The sequence below is a fragment of the Treponema bryantii NK4A124 genome, assembly GCF_000421345.1.
GTDB classification, from domain to species: Bacteria; Spirochaetota; Spirochaetia; order Treponematales; family Treponemataceae; genus Treponema_D; species Treponema_D bryantii_B.
Window position 1 is genome coordinate 113,619 of record NZ_ATWV01000006.1, and the last position, 17,176, is coordinate 130,794.

A 17,176-nucleotide genomic window follows, 5' to 3' on the forward strand; every position below is an offset into this window, starting at 1 on the left:
TGTTTCCCTATTTCATCATATCCAAGGCGTCTTGAATCAGGTTCTCACTTAATCGGATATTACTTTGCTTCAAGAAATTCAGACATGTTTTAGCATCGGCTTTTGAAAGCATACCTTCATCATTTGCTTGTACTAAAATACCTACAGTTCCAGTAATTGTAATTCCTAACTGTTGAGCAACCTTTCTGCCTCTACGTTCATCTATAATTAATACATCAGATTGTTTTTCACCAGCAAGAACAATTGCTTCACTTTCACCATCATCCAGACCGCTTACAGCCTGTAATATCTGAATCGATTGTTTATTCTGTACAGGTGAAACTTTTAAGAATTTAGCTTTCTTTACTTCTTCAGCTTCAGCGGAAAAGCTTTGGTTTGTTGTAAGCTCTCGATAAACAGCATCAGGAATTAAAACTTCCTGAAATAATTCTTTAAGTAAATCGAGACGGTTAATTTTGATTAGAGAAATAATCGGAGTTGTATCTGATACAACTATCATACAGCCTTTCTCCGGAGTTCTTTCAAAACTGCAACATCGCTTTCTAATTCATCACTTGTCTGATCAAGATATGGAAGCCCAAGATTGCTATACAATGCGATTAAATCCATTTTATGAATTCCAAGAATCTGTGCTGCTTTACCATGAGAAATTGTATCGTTCTGAATATATGGAAACAAAATCATTGCATTACGTATAAGATTTGATTTCTCATCATTTGAAACTGTATACTCAGCCATCATCTGAGGAACACTGATAGAAACTTCTGTCATTGTCATAAAAGAACCTCCTTTTCGAAATTTATAATATTATAACACATACTTCCCAATTATTCACTATCAAATAAAATTCACAAATCTAAGTGCAACTGGATTAAGATATTGCATCTATAGTCTTCAAATCCTTCTCTCCACCGAAGAACTTCTCCAGCACTTTCCCGAATACTTCAAGCTCAGGAGCCGCCACCATAAAAAGTGTCATGCAGGATTTTAATTTCAGATCGTCAGGATAGCCCATAACTTCGCGGGCATCGGAAGAAGGCAGGCTCAAAAGTGCCTCGGAAATCTCCACCAGACGCCCTTTCAAAAGTTCATCAGCCATATAAGCCTTGGCCTCGGCGAGTCCGTCAATTCCGTAGAACTCGGCCATTGAACTAAAGCCCAGCCCCTTCAGCTGGGGGAAGATGTACCACATCCAGTGGCTTTCTTTGCGGCCGTTTTTGATTTCTGACAACGCTGTTGCATAATCACTGGCCTGCGCTTTTTTGAATCTGTCTAAATTAAAGTCGGGCATGTTTTTCCTCACCTTGGATTATATCAGTAAGCATGATATGATTTCTATATTGAAAGAAAGAGGAGGCCTACATGGCATACACAGATTTTTTGGATTTAGCGCAGGCTCGATTTTCGGTTCGGCAGTTTTTGGATAAGAAAGTTCCTAAAGATATCATAGAAAAGATTCTTAAAGCAGGAATGCTCGCTCCAACTGGCTGTAATAATCAGCCGCAGAGAATTATTGTTGTAGAAAGTGATGAAGGTATTGCTAAAATCAAGGAATGTACCCGCTGCCATTTTGATGCGCCTCTTGTTTTTATAATCAGCTATAACAAGGATGAATGCTGGACTCGCCCTTATGATGGAAAGCTCAGTGGCGACATCGACGCCAGCATCGTTACTACTCACATGATGCTCGAGGCCGCAAATCTAGGAATTGGTTCCTGCTGGGTTATGCATTATCGCCCGGAAGTCCTGAAAGAAAAATTCCAGCTTCCTGATAATCTTGAATCCACTGCCCTGCTCGTTGTGGGCTACCCTGCAGAAGATGCAAAGCCCGCCCCGGGCCACGAAAATTGCCGCCCGGACAGCGAGCTTATCAGCTGGGAGTAATTAAAACTATCGCACCTTATGCCCAGAAGCTGCTTCGAAATTGTACTTTACAATTCCCAAATCCAGCTGAGTCATAGGGCCGCGTTTTGTTGTGATAACTGCTTCATCCCCATCAAGAGAAACCTGGAACTTCTGCTGATTCAGCGCAGTCGGTGCCAGAATTGCGGCTTCGAGGCCTTCCTGGAACCAGGCCGGTGTAGCAGGCAAATCAGCTTCTGAAACCTTACAGAGCTTGCTAACCGGCTTTGACTTATGAGCCACGCCCTGACTTTCACCATATCCCAGAGCGATTACACAGACAATCTTTTCGCCGGCATTTTTATCTGCCTTGCATTTACCTTTACCGTAAGTGCCCGCAACCCAGCAGGTGTTGAGGCCCAGAGTCTGTGCCACAAGAACAAGTTTCTGTCCGTAATAGCCGCACTTTTGGTCAAGCTTATCAATGGACTTGCTGCCAATCATCGCGATATAGTTCTTTGCATTTTTGAATTTGCCGTAATGTGCAAGGAAGGTATCAAAACATTCAGGGTCATCAGTAACCAGCTGAATGTTTAAACCGCTTTCCGCATTGCACTCCTTAATCAGAACCTCAAGCTTTTCCTTATCTTCGCTTTTTACAGGAAGATCCTTAAACTGTCTCACCGAATGTCTTTCTTTAATTGCTTCTTTTATATCCATATATAAATAATAATACAAAAATTCCTGTCAGTATCATAAAATTATGTTATTCCCAATAAATTTTGTTAGTCTCAGTTGACAAAACTATAAAACGGTATTATATTTTACTCAATTACATTGTATACAATGTATATATAAACGGAGGCTTTTATGTCATTTGCTGTAAGATACTATACCAAAACTGGTAACACAAAACGACTTGCAGATGCAATTGCAAAGGAACTTGGAGTTGAGGCACTTCCAATCTCTGAGCCAGTAACAGAAAAGGTTGATATTCTTTTCCTCGGAAATTCATATTATGCCTTTAATATTGATCCGGAGGTTCGCAATTTCGTTGCATCTCTTTCTAAAGACAAGGTTGGAAAGATTGTAAACTTTGGTTCAGCAGCCCTTCTCAATTCTACTTACAAAAAAGTTAAAGCAGAAGCAGATAAGGTTGGCGTTCCAATGGATGAAAAAGAATTCCACTGCAAAGGTGAATTCAAGGGACTTCATAAGGGCAGACCAAATGAAGATGATATCAAGGCTGCTGTTGAATTTGTAAAGCAGTATAAATAGGTAAAGATAAAAGACACTGCCCGTTCTGTCCGGCGGGCTTAAACTGGAGGATTATTATGATTTATGATTACGAAGTAACAACAGGTAAAGGTGAAACATTAAAGCTTTCTGATTTGAAAGGAAAGGTAATTTTGATTGTAAATACAGCAACAGGCTGCGGCTTTACACCACAGTATGCACTTATTGAACAGCTGTATAAAGATTATCATGAAAAAGGACTCGAGATTCTCGATATTCCTTGCAATCAGTTTGGAGCACAGGCAACAGGCAGTGATGAAGAAATTCACAACTTCTGTACAACTCGTTACAACACTACATTCCCTCAGATGAAAAAGTCTGATGTAAATGGCGCAAATGAACTTCCACTCTACACATACCTTAAATCTCAGAAGGGCTTTGAAGGATTTGATGATAATCCATTAAAGTCTACACTGGAAAATATGTTCAATGCAGCAAATCCGGACTGGGCAAAAACTCCGGATATCAAATGGAACTTCACAAAGTTTGTAATTGACCGTAACGGAAATGTAGTTGCCCGCTTCGAGCCAACTGCAGATATGGCCAAGGTCGAAGAATGCATTAAAGCATTACTCTAGAGTGCCAAAGTTTGCCTGCAGAATCAGAATATTAAGGGAGAGGTCTCTCCCTGGTTCGTACTTCGTTGCTCACCACCCTCTCCAGCGGGGGACACCCCCTGCGATGTTTGCGTAGCAAACTCGGTTACAACGCCCCTAGGGTGTCCTTAATAATGCGGCGGCTTTCTATTAGGAATATCGCCTTCCATCTGATTGGACATTTCGCGGATTCTGTCCGACATCATTTTTATTTCCTTCTGCAGCTTATCAATAGTTTTGGCCTGATCAACTGCAACGTTCTGAATCTGGCTTACAAAATCTTCCATGTAGGCGAGTTTCATTTCGATTGCAGTCAGGCGATCTTCTGTTTCTTTTTCCATATATTTATTCCTTCATTTACTCAATCACTTCCAGAACTGCTTCGTTCCATTTGATGGATTTTACTTTCAGCTGAACATCTTTTGTAATATCCGGAAAGCGGCAAACGGTAATCACATCACCAGGGCGAACGAAGTATTCAAAAGTTTTTGGAATCTGATTTGATTTAGAATCAACGACGAGAGTGAGGCACCACAAATCCTTTTCAACATTTTTGATGCTGGAAACACAAGTCCAGCTGCCACGGATTCCCTTGGCAACCGGCGTAAAGTAATCTGTCATAGATGCGCCGAACACATCCCCAGTTTTCACTTTTACGTCTTCGGCAAAAACAAGTCCCGAAGCAATCAGCAAAATAAAGAAAAAAGCATGCAGTTTTTTCATTTGTCACCTCTTTAATCAGTAAGAGCTTTACTAGAGTGCAATCCACTAGAGTAGACTCTACTAGAGTGCAGTCTACTAGAGTTAACTCTACTAGACTGTACTCTAGTAACGCTATATAGATAAAGAATATTTGTCAAGGAAAAGAATCTCACTCACACAAACTATTTTCTCATATTCAAATATAAAATTCATGAAATTATAAAATAATAAAGGTATAATCTTTATAAAGAACGACGAATATACAAAAGAATGATTGATAATGTGAGGTCCAAAATGAAAAAAAGTATTGTTTTTCTTCTGGCATTAAGCCTTTTGATAATCAGCTGCAAAGGGAAAAATCAAAAATCAGAAAATACTTCAACCGTAATTCAGGAAAAAACAGTCGAAGTAACTGGCTCAAATAAAACAATTACTGTCCCAAATGACACTGAAAGCATCACAGTTACCGGCGATTTTGATTTTACAGTTTCTACAAATTCTTAAAGACCTTATCTACTGCAAGGTCTAAATCAAGATCGTGCAAGCCTTTGTATGACGCTTTCATAAAATCAACGGGAAGTAATTTTATGAGTTTTGCACTTGGAACATTTTCCTGCCATTGAGAGCGGGCATAGAATTGACCAATCCAATCTGGCGCAAAGCCTGTAAGCGTCTTGCCTTCTTTTGGAGAATAACCATCTACTTTGCAAAAGTAATCATATAATTCTTTTTCTGGAAGATTGCTTACATAAGCATCTGCTCTATCAAGATAAGTTCGTGTTTTGCTTGTCATATATTTTTCAATGAAATCGTCAAAATCAATATGAGGAGAATCGGCTACAAGCTCGAACATTTTTCCCTGAGTTTCAACAATTTCATCTACATAACATTCTGGATATGCTGTCATTGCTTTACCTCTATACCAGCGTGCTGAAAACTTTTTCAACCTTGTTCTTATCTGAATTAATCAATTCCTTCATTTTAATTCTAGCTTCAGCATCTCGCTGATTGTATTTTTGATTAAACTCATGATAATCAACAGGAATTATTTCTCCTGTCTTATGAATACTTGCGAAAGCTTTTTCAGACTTCAAACACCACTGGATTCCAAGTCCACCAAGCTGCATAAGTTCTTCAAGGATATCAATATCAACTTCATCACGAACAAAAGCTTTTGCAATATAGAAATATGAAGCATTTGCTCGCCAGCCTTTTATGACATCAGCTGAAATTGTATCTTTTCCATATTTTGCAATAAACTTTGGAACAAGAACTTTATATCGTTTTGAATCAGCAGCGTCTCTATGCTTCATCAATTCACTAAGCCAGCAAAGAATATTTTCTTTTTCATAATCAAAAACTGATAAATCGCTTGTATCCAAGTCAAAGGTATGAACATATCCACTTTCAGAATCCGGTTTACAAACCGCCCATTCTTTAGCAAGTTCCAGATCAGCAGTTAGATAAAAACCTTTACCGTAATCATGACGTTCTTCGCCAAGACCAAAGGTCGGAGTAACTATTTTGTCTGGACTTCCATGGTATAAAATCATATCTTTTTCCTTATTCGAATTATAACATTAAACAACAGAAATCGCTAGATTTTAGATTTTCTTCTTGGAACATATAAATTTTGCATAAACTTTTGCAACTTCGTTATAATCCTGACATCTGATTCTCTGCCCACTTGTATAATTATGGAAGAGCATTGCGGACAATGCTGACTTTTGATAAATACGTTTTCCGAGAGAAAAGGCTATTTGTTTCGCAACTGCCATTTCATGCCTTGAACAAACTATTGTAATTTCCGGTTCATGCATTGTTTTGGAATCATACCGAAGCCCTACAAGACGATGAATACAGCTGTCATCAGAGACTAGAAAATCTGATGATTTGATGCCATCCTGGAGTTTTTTAAAAGAGATTTTATTACTAAAATTATAAACCGCAAATGTATTCCAGATTTCTTTATCCATATTATCAGCTAGGTCTACCACATCGAATCCAATAATTTTTTCCTTAAACCAGGATTCTTTTCTTCTGCTTTTTTAGCATATATACCAATATTATTTACACTCTGCAACATATCCTTATATGCTTCTTTTTCAAATTGAATTGATTGCTCGGCAATTTTTAACAATTTTTTTGCAGAAGACTCTGTATTAGCTATTTGAATCCACATTTCTTGTTGACGATAGAAGATTTTAGCATTTAATAATTCATTTTGTTCTATAAATAATTCTATTCTTTTGTACTCAAGCGTAGATTTTTTTACTTCCATACTTACATCAGTACTAATTGCAATTGCAAAACGGCCAATACCTACAAAATTAACACGTAATATAATATCCTTTATAAATAATGGACTGCCAATTTGGCCTGCGTTTTTAACCGCAGAACGAATTGTTGCATCTGCAAGATCAAATGCAGTAAACGTACCGGTAGAAATAGTTAGCATTCTTATGATAGTGCGATTTTTAAAAGGAAGAATGTTTTTCCAGTCTAATTTATAAAAATCATTTTTTAATTTGTATTCAGCAATAAAATGTCTAATTGTATAAAAACCCCTAACTAAGGCTTCATTTATTACCACAGGAACAGCTTGCCTTTTAAGTTCATGTTTTAAGGCATTTTCAGTTCTAATATCAAATTTACTAGAGGCACCTTCAAATAAACTATTAAGAATCCCTAAATCAATTTGTTTTTTTCCTGTACCAATTCCATTTTGATAAACTTTTCTTAAATTTTCTGAAAAATTTGAATCTTTAAAACAAGGAAGTGCAGATAATTCTTTTAATAATGACATTACAGGACCAGGCAAGCCAGCACCACCATGTTTAGAAGTGCCAGAACCTGCTATATCGCTCATCCAATGTCCTTTAGCATTTGCAATAGTTTTTGCAACTGTAATAAACCAATTAATTATTCCACAAAAAAATTTTGTAACTAGTGTTGTACCTTGTAGTTGCCCATAATCATTAACTAATATTGGAATAGAATACTTTGTGCTCGAATTATTATAATAAATTGTTTCACCTTTAAACTGAACCAATAAACAACAAATTAAGCCTACAATATTGGGATGATGGCAAAAATCATCGATATGATGAGTATTTTTTGTTATTCCAGAACCTGCAAGTTGTTCAAACGCACCATCACCAGGTAATGGATATTTTTTCTCTAAATATTTTATCGCTAAATCAAGTCTTTCTCCATTGCCCTCATGTGGTTGCCATCCTTTTTTCTTTGCAAATGCCATTACTTTTCTATTAATTTCTTCATTACTAATGGCTTTAGCATGTTCAAAATTCCATTCACCAACGAAAATTGAATCAATTATTCCAGATAAAATGCCACTAGAAACTGCTACTATATAATCTAGACCATCTGCATGATTCGTTAATCGATCTATTTCAGAATTTAATTTTTCAATTTCAGTATCAATACTTGAAATACGTTGATCTAATGCGTAAATATCTGAATTTTGTTCCTTTTTTATATAAGGAACAATTTCATACTCTACAGAAAAATTATCATCAGGGATTTCTTGCTTAAATTCAACTATTGATTTTTGTTCCAAAATATCCATTTTTTATCTTTCTCCTTTTTATTGTCTTCTGCAACAGGTTTTTCTTGAATTGTATTAGATGTCTCATTCTTTTGAATTGTTTCTACAATATTATCTGCAGGTTCATCTTTTTGATTATTATCTGAAAAAGATTCAAGTTGTTTTTTTAGGATATCTAATTCCTTCTGGAATTGTTCTTGTTGCTTTTCTTGTTGTTTGCGAAGCTCATCAATTAATTGTTGTTGTCTTTCTACCTGTTCTTGCTGTGAATGAACAACTTCACTCAATTTATTATGTTTTGCCATCACATCCTGTTGATCATTCAGTTGTTGCATTACAGCTTGAAGCTCTTTTTGTGCAAAATCTGATAACTGCTCATCAGAAGCACCTTTTAGTTGTAATTCAAGTTGTCTATAAACAGAACGATTTGCCGCAATACTACTTGTACCTAGCAAAAAAAGAGCTTTTGTCGCTTCTATTATTTTTTCTTGTAATTTAGCTATTTTTGAAATTGCCTGAACACTTACATCATTAGCAATGGCCTGTTCTTTTTGTGCAGTCTGAAGAGCTTCGATAGCTCTTTTCTTTTTTCCAATTCCAGCTGATTTTTCAGCAGCTTTCTCTGCAGTTTCTAAGGCTTGCTCAGCACTTTGTTTTGCTTTGTTTGAAAGAGACAGAGTTTCTTTATATTCTCTATCAATAGCACAAACACAATTTATTTTTTCATCAACTTGAATTAAGAATGTTGAATCCAAAACAGTATTGTCATAATTTTCAATACTAGTCTGAATTTCTGAAATATTTCCAGACTCAGTTGTTTCAGATTGTTTTTTGTACTTGCTATGTATTCTATCTCTGTAGGATGATTCATTTAGTTCAGATTTTATATCAAATATCATTTTAGAACTCCTTTTATTCTTCATTATTAGAATCAGTAATTACATTCTCAGAAGAAATCATTTCTGAAGAATCAGTTCTTTCTTCTTCATTAATCAAAGTCTGTTTTTCAGGCGTTTTTTGTTTTACATCCAATGCATTTAATAAATCGCTTGATGAAAGTATTGTATTTGAAGTCAAATATTCTCTTATTGTTTTTTTATTAAAATCCTCATCATCTGTCTTTGCATCGGCAGCGATTAGAATATAGGCAACCTCTGGTTTATTGTATTTTTCTAATGCATACATCAATGCTGTTTTTCCATCTTTATCTTTTTCGTTAACATTGGCACCTTTCTCTATGAGTAATTTGATAACTGAAGAATCCTGTTGATTTTCACAGGCATACATAAGAGCTGTTTTCCCTGTATCTGTTTGAGAGTTTACTTCATTAATATAATTAAATAATGTTAAAAGAACACCTGGATTTGGATTACATGAACCTAGCATGGTTATTGTAAGACCAACAGAATTTGGAACTAAATCGGCACCACGTAATATTAAGTCTTCCATAACTGCAGGGTTCGGATTATAGCGTGCTGAATACATTAATGCGGTCCATTCATTGTTGTTTTTAATATTTAATTCTGCCCCTTTATCAAGTAAATATTTTACAGTACGAACATCAACATTGCATTGTGCAGCATACATTAATGAGGTTTTACCACTTTTATTAATATTGTTAATATTATTTGTATTATCGATTGCATGCTTAACAATTTCATAGTCATTACATTGAGTAATAATTTTTATAAAAGGCAGATTACCATCATTATCTGGAATGTTCCAATATGATTGGGGGAGTATTGATAAAACATAATTAAATGTAGATATGTTATTAGCTTTTATAGCATAATCTAAACAATCACATCCACTTCCATCTTTTTCTATATATGAAGCACCCTTTTCAAAAAATAATTTACAATTTTCAATATCACCATTCTTCAAAACAATTAAAAATGGAGTAGCGTTATCTTGTGTATTATCGATTACAGGAAAGTATTTATTTTTACTTACGAATTTTGAAAATGCATCAAGTCCGCCTTTATTATATTCAGTCTGAGCTTTTTCAAATGCTTTTTCATCATCAGTCTTTTTATTTCCACATGAACTTAAAATAATAGTAAGTATAAAAACTTCGGATAAAAGAAAAATGCGAATGTAACTTTTCATTTAAAAATCCCCCTCAGAAAATTTTTTTGCCAAATCGCCATACTTTTGTGCAATAGTAACTAGATTAATTTTTATTACATTATTTGTTTCTTGCTTAGCAAGATTTACTACCTGTTCGGATGTATTTTTGAGAGTCTGTGTATAAGTCAAAAGTAAATTTTGTATATCTTTTTTATTATTTTTAGAATAACAGGCCTCTGTAGCTGTTTCTGTATATTTATTTATATTCGAATAAAACTCATTACAAAGACCTTGCTTCATTTCCTCATCATCACCAGCACCATTCCAATTTGCAAAAATATTAGAAACATCTAAATCTGTAAATATTTTTTTGTATTCAGTAATAGAAGGAGTAGATTTCAATGTTTTATAAGTATTTTGAGCAATACCAATAGCTTTACGATGTAATTTTTTCAAGTCTTCTGGTTTAGTAGATTTATCAATTTCTTCTCTTATTGTTTCTGTTTTACCTCCATATTCTTTTATTTTTTCTAAATATGTATCTGTTAAATAATCAAGGATTTCCTTTTGATTCTTTTGCTTGGTGTTTGAAGTCTTTTTTTCAGCAATTATTTTCCTGATAATTTTGGTAATGAAATAAATAAGAAAAAGGATGGTAATTAGTAAAAATATTTTTAAGATATATGGCCAAACTATTTTCAATCGTTCAGTACGAATATGATTCTCTTCAAAGACTTCACGTTTCCATTCTTTCTTGTACTCAAATATTTCTTCATTCTTTTTTTCTTCAAATTCTGAAGTAAGTTCTGCTCTTACTTCGTTTTTATATTTTTCTGCAAGAACTTCATTTTCAAGTGAAATTTGAGATCTAAGTTCTTTATCAAAGTTTTCTTTTTGTTCGTTATAAACTTGTAAAGAAAGTTGTTCTTTTAAGGTTTCGATTTCTTGATTTTTCTTCTCCTCATACTTTGGGGCTAATTCTTTTTCAACATCAGACTTGAACTGAATTTTTAATTTTTCGTTTTCTAATGAAATTTGTTCTCGTAATTTTGATTCAAGTTCTTTGACTTCTTTATTCTTTTTTTCTTCGAATTTTGGAATCAACTCAGTTTCAACTTCAGACTTGTATTTAGTTTTTAGATTTTCATTTTCTAATGAAATTTGCTCTCGTAACTGCTTTTCAAGTTCTTTAATTTCTTTATTCTTTTTTTCTTCATAGAGAAGAGTAAATTTTTCATTCAATTCATTAGTTACTGCTGTGCGAATTTCTTCACTTAATAGTTCCCGTTCATTCGTTCTAACGGCTTCAATTTCATTTTCATAGATTTCTTTTCGCTGTTTTTCCAGAGCTTCCGCAATACCTGCTTGATACTTTTGAGATTCTTCTTCTTTTACAGATTTTACTTCATTCTGGCGAATTATTTTTTCGTCATTACGGATAGAATCTTCTGATCTTTTTATAGCAGTTTCATACTGTAAATAAATTTCCTGGAAGAATTGTTGATTAGTATTATATTGTATATTATTTATAGGAGCGTCATAATTAACATCATATAAATCATTGGATTCAGCAAAGACCATTACATTAAAAAGTAGAAATACAAGAAAAGCAACCTTTTTCATTATTGAGCTTCTCCTTTGAAATCAAGAAATAGTGTATCCATATTAGTTAATTTTGACTGTTTATCTTTTAATTCTTTGTCTTGCTTATCACGAAGCATTGCAAGAGTTCCCATTAATTCAGAATCTGCTTCTTTATCTTCTTGCTGTAAATCACGAATAGTTTTTTCTAATTCCCGAGATTCATTTAGATAATTTAATTTTTCCTGACCTTTAGCTTCTTTCGAAAGTTCGAGCAAATGTTTTTTTTCAGAACGAGCACTTTCTAGACTTGTAAGAAATTTTACTTTTCGTGTCTCATTAAAAGATATTAAGGCTTGAATTTCAGAAGCATGTGTCTCTGTTACAACCGATAAGTATGAATTAAACATATCTTTCATTGTTGTTAATGCTTCAACTTTGAATTGTCGTTCCTTTTCGGCTATTTCAACATCTCTCTTAGCATTTATTTCGACTTGTTTGGTTGCTTCTTTTGCCACCGCTTGCTCTGCTTCTGAACGCTCTTTAGTCTGTTTTATTTGACTTTCTTCTTGTATTTGAATTCTTCTTGTAGCTTCTATGTATTCATTTTTTTTAGCTTCCAAATCAGAGTTTTCCTTTATTCGAACACGCTCCGTTTCTGCTTTTTCTTCTATTTGGGTTTGTTTAATATTTGCTTCTTTTTCAAGTTGAAGACGAGTCGTCTCTTCTTTTTCTATAATTTCTTTTTGCTTTATGCTGGCATTCTTTTCAAGTTGAAGGCGATTTGTTTCTTCCTCTAAAGCTTTAGCTTCTGACTCTACCTGTTTTTGTGCTAATTCAATTTTTAGTTCATTTTCTTTATCGATTGCATATTTATCCATTTCAGCTGAAATTTGAGCTTCGGCAATTGCTTTTTCTTTATTAGTTTGTGCAATTTTTTCTTGCGATGCTCTATTCCTAGCAGCTTCTTGTTCTGCAGAACGTATTTTAGCTTGTTCACGTCGTTCCTGTGATTCTTGAGCTTTTTCTGCTAATCTTTCTTGTGAAGCTCTTTCTTCTGCTGCTTCTCTTGCTTTTGCTGCATTCTCTTCACGCTGCAAATTCAGTTCGTGTTCCCTATCTTTTTTTGTTTTAATACCAAATAACCCCATGCTTTTACTCCCTTTTTAAAGTCATATTAATTATTATATAGATTTTTGTCAGTTATATCTTTTCAGCGAACTTTTCAGTTCAGCTTTTATTTCCTCAACCAGTTCCTGTGGTCCCAGAACCTTTACTGTATGCCCCTGACCAAGTACCCAGCGAATAATTTCACGTTTCTGTGTTGTCTGGAACTTTACATAAATGCTGCCATCATCTCGTTCTTCAACTGTCTGTTCGCTGTGCCAGATACGATTAAGAGCATAAGTTCCGATTTCTTTATCCACCAGAAGTTCTACTGTTATCGGTGTCTTATCGCTTAACCAGACCCCCATTTCAACATCAAAATAATCTGATGGTTTGAAGTCCTTTGGAATTCCAAACTTTTTTTCTAGGATTTTGATGTTTTTCATTCTAGAAAATGAAAAAATGCGAACTTCATTACGGTCGTGGCATTTTCCCATTACATACCAGTTTCCTCTCTGGCAGACAACATGATAAGGATCTAACGTGCGTTCCATATATGATGTTTTCTGGAGTGGACGATACTCAAATGTGATTGTGCAGCAGTTTTTCAGAGAATCAAAAATCGTTTGGAAAAAAGATGGATCAATATTTTCTGTTCTATCCGGAATGAACGTTATTTTAGGATTTAAGAAAGATGTATCGACACTGATTCGTTCAGGGAGACATTCTGTAATCTTCTTGAAAACTGAGCGAAGCTGATTTTCTATAGGTGTATTGCGATATTGTTCTAGAAGTGGATTTAAGACGGCAACCGAAAATGCCTCTCCTTCTGTGAGAGGGATAGTTTTTATAAAAAAGTTAGGTTCTGTATAACGATAACCACGATAGTCACTTGCAATTGGAGCGTGTAAGGTATCCAGCATATATTCCAAATCACGCTGAATTGTTCTAATAGAATATTCTTTTTTACCATTATCGTGCGTACCAACTAGCTTTGCGAGTTGGGCAGCTGTGTAAGGTTTACCAGTTTGAAGGTAACTGTCTATTTCAAGAATACGCCAGGCAGTTAGTTTTGTTTGTTTTTCGGAATAAGCTTTTGATGTTTTTACCTTCATACTTTTCTCTCTTATTTAATGATTATATCACATAAATTTGATTTTAGGGGAAAAAAGACAATGCCGTGGGTGGGAGGGGAACTACGGCATTGCCAGGAACTCTGGATTATTTTAACAAGTCTCTGTTGCTATAGTGTTTTCTGTAGGAAGTTCTCCTGTAAAAACTCTTTTTGTAGCATCAAAAACTTCTTTGCAGTTTTCCGAAAAATCTTTTCCAGTTTTCTTAAGTTTGTCTTTTACATTTTTCAGTGCAGGTTTTGTTTCTGCATAATCTGAAACAAGCTTTCCTGTAACTGCAAGAACAGTGGCAGCTACACACGTACCAATAAATCTCTTTATCATATTATCTCCTCAGAACCTTTTATCAGGTTCTTATAAATCAATTATAAATTCTAGGGTATGACAAGAAATGTCGTAATCTCAAAAATTTTTGATTTTTTTATGCATCCATAACGGATATTATGCTGATTCCAGAATCAAGGTCTTTCTTGATTTTGCATTTAGAACCATCAGGCATTGTCTGAATTTCTGTAATATAATGTGAATTATCATTCTTTATGTTTGACTTTTTGTTATTATAAAAATTCCCATTATTAATGGATTCTGACATTTCATTATACCTGTCTAAAAGGTTATTATAGTCATCGACATTTTTGTCGTATTGTTTTCTTACTTCATTTACGACATACCCAACGAATGCGATTCCGCCTGTGATAAGAAGTTTTTTGAACATAAATAATCCCCCTGAATAATTAGTTTATATGCTAAGTATAATGTGGAGAGCATGACAAGAAATGTCATGGGATAAAATATTTTTAAAGAATATTTTTTTTTAAAAGACTGAATCAGACGTTGTGGCAGGGTTTACTTCGCAAATATCGTAAAACGGCATATTCTGGGGTTTTAGGGGCAAAGCCCCTAGGAGAAGGGGTGACGGAAGACCGCGAAGCGGGCTGGAGGCAGGGGAAGGCTTTCCCCTCCTTCCCATTGATTTTTTCCCCTATATCTTCATAATAGTGCGATATGAAACTTAAAGGCTTTTACTATTCTTTGTTTACGATCGCAATTCCAATTTCTCTTCAGGCGCTTTTGCAGAACTTTGTGAACATGCTCGACACCGTTATGATCGGGCGGCTTGGTAGTGTTGAGATTGCAGCAGTTGGACTTGGAAATCAGATTTTCTTTATCCTCAACATGATTCTTTTTGGAATCACTTCTGGCGGCGGTGTTTTTATTGCGCAGTTCTGGGGTAAAAAGGATATTCGCGGAATCAGAAAGTCTTTAGGTTTGATGACTTTGATTGCTGGTTTTGTTGCCGTAGTTTTCACAGTACTCGGGCTTTTTGTTCCTCATCAGCTTATAAGAATTTATTCTCCGGATCCTGAGGTTGTGCGCGTTGGCGGAGAATATCTTCGTCTTGCATGCTTGAGTTATATTCCTACTGCTATAAGTTTTTCTATCACCCTTGCTCTGCGAAGTACGGAACGGGTAAAGCTTCCGCTTGTTTGTACATCCATTTCGCTTTTGACAAATGCCGGTGCAAATTATCTTTTGATTTTTGTTGCGGGACTTGGAGTAAAGGGAGCCGCCATCGCAACTGTATTTTCACGCCTTGTTGAACTTGTAATTCTTTTGAGCTGGTCTTATTCTCACGGTTATGAAATCTGCGGAAAGCTTCGCGAACTGCTGGGCTTTGACTGGTCTTTTGTTTTTAAATATCTGAAGATTGCCTTCCCGGTTATTGTCAACGAAACCTTCTGGGGACTTGGAACTTCTGTTTATAACGGAATCTATGCTCATGCGGGAACTGATTCTTTTACCGCCTACAGCATCACCGGAACCATTAGCCAGCTAACCTGGGTATTCTGTATGGGCTTTGGAAACGGTATTGGAGTTTTGATTGGAAAACGTATCGGCGAAAAGAAGCTGGATGAAGCAAAAGGATATGCCCTGCGCTCCATGTGGTTTATGCCTTTAGTGGGAGCGGTGGTCGGAGTTCTGCTGCTGCCGCTTTCTAAACTGCTCCCCTTCCTCTTTAACGTTGAGCCCGAAATTATAAAGATGGCAACTCAGATTCTTATGATTTTGATTCTGCTCTATCCATTTAATTCCTTCTGCATGGACTGGGTTGTCGGTGTGTGCAGGGCAGGTGGAGATACAGTATTTTCTGCGGTTGGTGAACTGATTGTTTTGTGGGGAGTTGCAATTCCTCTTGGATATGTAGCGGCCTTTGTGCTCCATCTTCCCGCCCCAATGATTTTCTTATTCCTCTCAAGCGAATCAATTGTAAAGGCAATTGTCGGAGCCATAAGAGTTCTGAGCGGAAAGTGGCTGCATGAAGTTACGTGATTTTTTCTACACTCTACAGTAATCGCACTCCAAACCTTTTACATCGACCTTGCAGGTAAAGAGGCAGCCGTCGAGTTCGCCGGTCTGGCCGGTTGCTGCACTTGTGATAAAAAGGGTATCCAGCTTGTCGCCCATGAAGCAACAGGATGTTACGTTTTTGGCAGGCACGTTTACAACAGCAAGAAGTGAACCGTCTTTTGTGCTTCGCTCTTCTATGCGGCTGCCACCCCAGAAGGCTACCCAGAGATTGTCTTCTGAATCGATGCACATTCCGTCTGTCATACCACGGCCTTCTTCCGGCTTGAACAAAACCTTGCGGTTTGAAATCGCACCAGTTTCTAAATTATAATCATATTCAAAAACCGCATACTGCAGGGTATCTGAAAAATAAAACTTTTTGCGGTCCGAGCTCCAGGCAAGTCCATTCGAAATCTTTGTGTCAGCCTGCTTTACAGTCACCCGGCCTTTTTCCAGGCAGAAGAGATTTCCGCTCGCTTCGTGAATATCATCATCCACAGAAGAACCAAACCAGACACGGCCTTTAGGATCAGCCTTCACGTCATTTGAACGCTGCCAGGCCTTGTAGTATTCAGAAAGATTTTTGATAAGCAAAGGCTTAGAGCCATCAGCATTTTCAAGATAAAGCCCATCTGTTCCTGCAATCAGATAAGTGCCGGGCTTTTCAGCCGGAACCGCAGAACCGATTTTCTGCCCGTAAGAAAAAACTCGCTTGTTTCCGTCCTGGTCAAGAGTAAAAAATTTTCCTTCCGAAATATCAACCCAGGAAAGAGTCTTAGTGCGGGCATCATAAAAAGGCGACTCGCCGAGATTGTGTTTTTCTTTTATGAAAAGCTCTGCTGTATATGTTTTGATTTCCTTTGCCATAAAAATATTTTATCACTAAATGCCGCTTAATACATCGCTTTGAATATAGTTTTCTGTTATAATTT

General features: G+C 35.9%; 23 protein-coding genes. 5 read left to right on the forward strand and 18 right to left on the reverse strand.

Going from position 1 to position 17,176, the window contains the following annotated elements:
* Positions 1-7 precede the first annotated feature (7 nt).
* The 3 genes from G626_RS0107650 to G626_RS0107660 form a co-directional block, all read right to left on the reverse strand.
* Positions 8-499: a DUF3368 domain-containing protein gene (locus G626_RS0107650; RefSeq protein ID WP_022932202.1), complete on the reverse strand. Its 492-nt coding sequence runs from the start codon at positions 497-499 to the stop codon at positions 8-10.
* Complete coding sequence (locus tag G626_RS0107655; protein ID WP_022932203.1) at positions 496-777, reverse strand: UPF0175 family protein; 282 nt, start codon at positions 775-777, stop codon at positions 496-498. The genes G626_RS0107650 and G626_RS0107655 overlap by 4 nt, the downstream gene beginning before the upstream one ends.
* 94 nt (positions 778-871) lie before the next feature.
* Positions 872-1,291, reverse strand: a complete 420-nt coding sequence (locus tag G626_RS0107660) for a DUF1810 domain-containing protein (RefSeq protein WP_022932204.1) — start codon at positions 1,289-1,291, stop codon at positions 872-874.
* Positions 1,292-1,362: 71 nt separating this feature from the next.
* Between G626_RS0107660 and G626_RS0107665 the strand changes: the two genes are divergently transcribed.
* Positions 1,363-1,884, forward strand: a complete 522-nt coding sequence (locus G626_RS0107665) for a nitroreductase family protein (RefSeq protein ID WP_022932205.1) — start codon at positions 1,363-1,365, stop codon at positions 1,882-1,884.
* A gap of 6 nt (positions 1,885-1,890) precedes the next feature.
* Here the strand turns inward: G626_RS0107665 and G626_RS0107670 are convergent, their stop codons facing one another.
* Positions 1,891-2,562, reverse strand: a complete 672-nt coding sequence (locus tag G626_RS0107670; RefSeq protein ID WP_022932206.1) for a nitroreductase family protein — start codon at positions 2,560-2,562, stop codon at positions 1,891-1,893.
* Between the two features lie 150 nt (positions 2,563-2,712).
* Between G626_RS0107670 and G626_RS0107675 the strand changes: the two genes are divergently transcribed.
* Positions 2,713-3,120, forward strand: a complete 408-nt coding sequence (locus G626_RS0107675) for a flavodoxin family protein (RefSeq protein WP_022932207.1) — start codon at positions 2,713-2,715, stop codon at positions 3,118-3,120.
* 56 nt (positions 3,121-3,176) lie between these two features.
* Positions 3,177-3,716: a glutathione peroxidase gene (locus tag G626_RS0107680; protein ID WP_022932208.1), complete on the forward strand. Its 540-nt coding sequence runs from the start codon at positions 3,177-3,179 to the stop codon at positions 3,714-3,716.
* Positions 3,717-3,862: 146 nt separating this feature from the next.
* Here the strand turns inward: G626_RS0107680 and G626_RS0107685 are convergent, their stop codons facing one another.
* Together G626_RS0107685 and G626_RS0107690 are read right to left on the reverse strand one after the other, a co-directional pair.
* On the reverse strand, positions 3,863-4,075 hold the full coding sequence (locus tag G626_RS0107685; RefSeq protein WP_022932209.1) for a SlyX family protein: 213 nt from the start codon (positions 4,073-4,075) through the stop codon (positions 3,863-3,865).
* A 16-nt stretch (positions 4,076-4,091) separates the two neighbouring features.
* The gene (locus tag G626_RS0107690; RefSeq protein WP_022932210.1) at positions 4,092-4,457 is read right to left on the reverse strand and encodes a hypothetical protein; all 366 of its coding nucleotides are present in this window, start codon (positions 4,455-4,457) and stop codon (positions 4,092-4,094) included.
* A 273-nt stretch (positions 4,458-4,730) separates the two neighbouring features.
* On the opposite strand from G626_RS0107690, the gene G626_RS0107695 reads away from it, so the two are divergent.
* Positions 4,731-4,940: a hypothetical protein gene (locus G626_RS0107695; protein WP_022932211.1), complete on the forward strand. Its 210-nt coding sequence runs from the start codon at positions 4,731-4,733 to the stop codon at positions 4,938-4,940.
* On the opposite strand, the gene G626_RS0107700 is transcribed toward G626_RS0107695, so the two are convergent.
* From G626_RS0107700 to G626_RS0107750, 11 genes are all read right to left on the reverse strand, one after another.
* Positions 4,927-5,343, reverse strand: coding sequence for a hypothetical protein (locus G626_RS0107700; protein WP_022932212.1), 417 nt, complete (start codon positions 5,341-5,343; stop codon positions 4,927-4,929). The genes G626_RS0107695 and G626_RS0107700 overlap by 14 nt on opposite strands.
* A gap of 10 nt (positions 5,344-5,353) precedes the next feature.
* Entirely contained in the window at positions 5,354-5,989 is a 636-nt protein-coding gene (locus tag G626_RS0107705; RefSeq protein WP_022932213.1) for a DUF3990 domain-containing protein, read from the reverse strand.
* 51 nt (positions 5,990-6,040) lie between these two features.
* Entirely contained in the window at positions 6,041-6,433 is a 393-nt protein-coding gene (locus G626_RS0107710) for an EscU/YscU/HrcU family type III secretion system export apparatus switch protein (protein ID WP_022932214.1), read from the reverse strand.
* A complete protein-coding gene (locus tag G626_RS15775; protein WP_022932215.1) occupies positions 6,427-8,025 on the reverse strand; it encodes a hypothetical protein in 1,599 nt (532 codons plus the stop codon). The genes G626_RS0107710 and G626_RS15775 overlap by 7 nt, the downstream gene beginning before the upstream one ends.
* The gene (locus tag G626_RS17395) at positions 7,998-8,903 is read right to left on the reverse strand and encodes a hypothetical protein (RefSeq protein WP_027727041.1); all 906 of its coding nucleotides are present in this window, start codon (positions 8,901-8,903) and stop codon (positions 7,998-8,000) included. The genes G626_RS15775 and G626_RS17395 overlap by 28 nt, the downstream gene beginning before the upstream one ends.
* Positions 8,904-8,916: 13 nt before the next feature.
* Positions 8,917-10,113 carry an ankyrin repeat domain-containing protein gene (locus tag G626_RS0107725; RefSeq protein WP_022932217.1) on the reverse strand — a complete coding sequence of 399 codons (1,197 nt, stop codon included), beginning with the start codon at positions 10,111-10,113 and terminating at the stop codon, positions 8,917-8,919.
* Entirely contained in the window at positions 10,114-11,697 is a 1,584-nt protein-coding gene (locus G626_RS0107730; RefSeq protein WP_022932218.1) for a hypothetical protein, read from the reverse strand.
* Positions 11,697-12,806 carry a coiled-coil domain-containing protein gene (locus tag G626_RS0107735; protein ID WP_022932219.1) on the reverse strand — a complete coding sequence of 370 codons (1,110 nt, stop codon included), beginning with the start codon at positions 12,804-12,806 and terminating at the stop codon, positions 11,697-11,699. The genes G626_RS0107730 and G626_RS0107735 overlap by 1 nt, the downstream gene beginning before the upstream one ends.
* 48 nt (positions 12,807-12,854) lie before the next feature.
* A complete protein-coding gene (locus tag G626_RS0107740; protein WP_022932220.1) occupies positions 12,855-13,877 on the reverse strand; it encodes a helix-turn-helix transcriptional regulator in 1,023 nt (340 codons plus the stop codon).
* A 111-nt stretch (positions 13,878-13,988) separates the two neighbouring features.
* The gene (locus G626_RS0107745) at positions 13,989-14,219 is read right to left on the reverse strand and encodes a hypothetical protein (protein ID WP_022932221.1); all 231 of its coding nucleotides are present in this window, start codon (positions 14,217-14,219) and stop codon (positions 13,989-13,991) included.
* A gap of 97 nt (positions 14,220-14,316) precedes the next feature.
* Complete coding sequence (locus tag G626_RS0107750; protein ID WP_022932222.1) at positions 14,317-14,610, reverse strand: hypothetical protein; 294 nt, start codon at positions 14,608-14,610, stop codon at positions 14,317-14,319.
* 290 nt (positions 14,611-14,900) lie between these two features.
* Here G626_RS0107750 and G626_RS0107755 point away from each other — a divergent pair, with 290 nt between their 5' ends.
* Positions 14,901-16,226: an MATE family efflux transporter gene (locus G626_RS0107755; protein ID WP_022932223.1), complete on the forward strand. Its 1,326-nt coding sequence runs from the start codon at positions 14,901-14,903 to the stop codon at positions 16,224-16,226.
* A 6-nt stretch (positions 16,227-16,232) separates the two neighbouring features.
* On the opposite strand, the gene G626_RS0107760 is transcribed toward G626_RS0107755, so the two are convergent.
* Positions 16,233-17,111 carry an SMP-30/gluconolactonase/LRE family protein gene (locus tag G626_RS0107760; protein WP_022932224.1) on the reverse strand — a complete coding sequence of 293 codons (879 nt, stop codon included), beginning with the start codon at positions 17,109-17,111 and terminating at the stop codon, positions 16,233-16,235.
* Positions 17,112-17,176: the final 65 nt, after the last annotated feature.